Source organism: Phocaeicola sp. RTP21198st1_B8_RTP21198_201120 (assembly GCF_040929485.1).
In the GTDB taxonomy this organism is placed as follows: Bacteria; Bacteroidota; Bacteroidia; order Bacteroidales; family Bacteroidaceae; genus Phocaeicola; species Phocaeicola dorei.
Window position 1 is genome coordinate 1 of record NZ_JBCOCI010000191.1, and the last position, 2,520, is coordinate 2,520.

General features: G+C 30.8%; 3 protein-coding genes. 2 read left to right on the forward strand and 1 reads right to left on the reverse strand.

The features are described from left to right. Positions 1-501: 501 nt before the first annotated feature. Positions 502-870 carry a hypothetical protein gene (locus AB5935_RS24320; protein ID WP_007840415.1) on the reverse strand — a complete coding sequence of 123 codons (369 nt, stop codon included), beginning with the start codon at positions 868-870 and terminating at the stop codon, positions 502-504. A 489-nt stretch (positions 871-1,359) separates the two neighbouring features. Between AB5935_RS24320 and AB5935_RS24325 the strand changes: the two genes are divergently transcribed. Together AB5935_RS24325 and AB5935_RS24330 are read left to right on the forward strand one after the other, a co-directional pair. Further along, the gene (locus AB5935_RS24325) at positions 1,360-1,596 is read left to right on the forward strand and encodes a hypothetical protein (RefSeq protein ID WP_007846822.1); all 237 of its coding nucleotides are present in this window, start codon (positions 1,360-1,362) and stop codon (positions 1,594-1,596) included. Between the two features lie 39 nt (positions 1,597-1,635). Beyond that, a complete protein-coding gene (locus AB5935_RS24330; protein WP_048919018.1) occupies positions 1,636-2,334 on the forward strand; it encodes a hypothetical protein in 699 nt (232 codons plus the stop codon). Positions 2,335-2,520 lie beyond the last annotated feature (186 nt).

Below are 2,520 nucleotides of genomic sequence, written 5' to 3' on the forward strand. Positions count from 1 at the left end.
ATACCTGAATGGTTCAAGATGAAATTCAAAGAATTCAAAAAGAGGAAAAACAGACCGAAAAGAGGATTAAGAACATAATATTCAATAACAAAAAAACAAAAATGCAATTCTGATAGTCAATGAATTGCATTTTTATTTCTATTTTTGCAGTCATTTGCGAGGCTGAACAATAATATAAATTTAACAAGATATCATGAAAAAGAAAATGATCATTGTATTTTTAAGTACAAGTATATCGCTGCTATTTTCTTCATGTTCAACTATACTAGAAATTATAACAGGAGATAGACAATGTATATATCCTAATTGTACAGAACGGGCAACCAGCAACTCTGCTTATTGCTCATATCACAAACCGTACTACTTAAAATAAACGCTTTATCTACTTAAATTAACACGTTGAGAAAGATTTAAAATGCCTTATTTCAAAATATTTTCAGGTATTTGAGGAAATAGAGCCACATCTCCATTCACTGAGTATTCCGTATCCTCTTCTTGCATTTACATCGTAGGAGCAAATGCAATATCTGAACGTGTGTTTATAAACTTTAATATTTGGTCCCAATCCACACCTAAATACTTACTTATAATACTATATGTTGCAGAAGAAGAACCTATCAAATTTAATTTATAACCTGATGCAGTAATATTTTCATTAGTTAGTTTGCCATCTTCGTCTGTTTTATAGGTTAATGTCAAAAATGGAATTGTTTCATATGAGAGGTTGGGGTTATTATTTTTCCCGACTGAGAATTTATAACACCCCTTACTTATAAGATTCTCATCTATTTTATGCTCTAAATAGTTGTATGTAAAAAAGCAACATTCCTTAGCTTCATTATTTTTCAAATAAACATTTATCTCACTCATAAGATTTTTTATCTAAATGAAAAGGTGTAATTTCAAACTTTTCATCATTGCAACTTGTCATACAAAACACACTTAGTAAGACAACAATAAAAGCATTTTTTACTTTCATGATATAATTACTTATTAAAAACAAAAATACCCAATCTTACATATAAGGAGATGTAAAATTGGGTATTTACTCTATAATCTACTAATAATCAACATTTTGCGGTATTTACGGAACTAACAAATTTTGAAATAACTCGTAATATTCAGCATGTTATGAAGCTTCTCCGAAAAAAGCCCTCGGTTTTGTACCTACATAATTTCTATGTTCTTTTAATAGGCATTTACCTTATTCCGACAGTTTAAAGATATTTATTTTTTAATGAAATATCAAATGAATCACTTATAAACATTAAATATTTTCCTGTTTACATGAAGTTATTCTAATATTTTGCGTATGTCTGTAATAATTGAGTTTGGAAATAACTTTAAATATTTACTACAATGCAATCTTTATTCAAACAATTAAAGATAGAAAAGGTCTATGAACTTCTTTTTCCAGAGAAAAAGAAAGGATTGGCTGTTATCTGGTTATATGAACGGATGAAGAATGGAGAATTTAAGCATGAAATTTTTAAGGAGAAAGATATACATCATGCTTTTGAAGCAGTAAGTCTTATCAAAGGTGAACCTGTAAGATTACAATGGGTAACTTATACCGCATACATTCTAGAGTTATAGGAATTTTATTTTATCTATAATGATGAAAGCCAAACCTATATGTTTACCGATTTTGGTTTTCAGGTATGTGATAAGATATACCATCTGATATCTCAGCATTTTAATCCTACTTTTATAGAAATAACTTGTGCGGAACTGCATGAAAAACTTGAAGTTGCTGCTACAGAAGAGCAAATAAAAAATTGGCTTACAGTAGTAAACTTGTTTAAGCCCCAAACTCTTTTACTGGAGCAAGTCAACTATCTTAATCAGCAGATTGACCGTTCTGTAACAGCCTTAAGTGAAAAAGTCAAAAGACATAAAGAAACTTTGCTCGTGGCTTTACAGGAAATAGAAAAGCAAATAGATGCCATACGTCAGCAAAATAGGGAATTAAGAGCAGCCTTCCGAGAAACTGACCTGATGAATGATATTCTTATTTCGCATCCAGTACGCGATGACAGTGAAGAAGTAGACGATCTCATAAGCGAAGCCATCTCATATTTTGAAGGCATTCATTTCCGTTTAGCAATGGTAGACTCACGTATTGATAAAATACAGCCTAAAATAAAACAGTTTTTTGCCTCTCTCAACCGTGACATATTTAATACAAAAGTAGAGAAGTTCTTGTATTTCCTGCTCGAAAAAAGCCAGATTACAGATAAACAAATACAGTTTCCAATTCCCTATAACGGAACAATTCAATTGGCAGCCCCCCCCCTCTTTACTTCTATAGATAGCTGTTTTCACAATTGGTAGAGGCTCTGAAAAGAGGTGCTCATATACAATATGAAGGAGATAAAACACTTTTTCTTTATCTAAATAAATATGTAGATAATCTAACAGTCTATTTCGAACGACATGAGAATATAACCTTAATTCCGCAACACTATTATAAATTAAACTTTTTAAGTACCTGAGCAACAAAAAGTTGCTCAGGATTTT

Bases quoted from the DNA above. Each gene is read 5' to 3' on its own strand.
- AB5935_RS24320 (WP_007840415.1), bottom strand. From the start codon at position 870: ATGAGTGAGATAAATGTTTATTTGAAAAATAATGAAGCTAAGGAATGT.
- AB5935_RS24325 (WP_007846822.1), top strand. From the start codon at position 1,360: ATGCAATCTTTATTCAAACAATTAAAGATAGAAAAGGTCTATGAACTT.
- AB5935_RS24330 (WP_048919018.1), top strand. From the start codon at position 1,636: ATGTTTACCGATTTTGGTTTTCAGGTATGTGATAAGATATACCATCTG.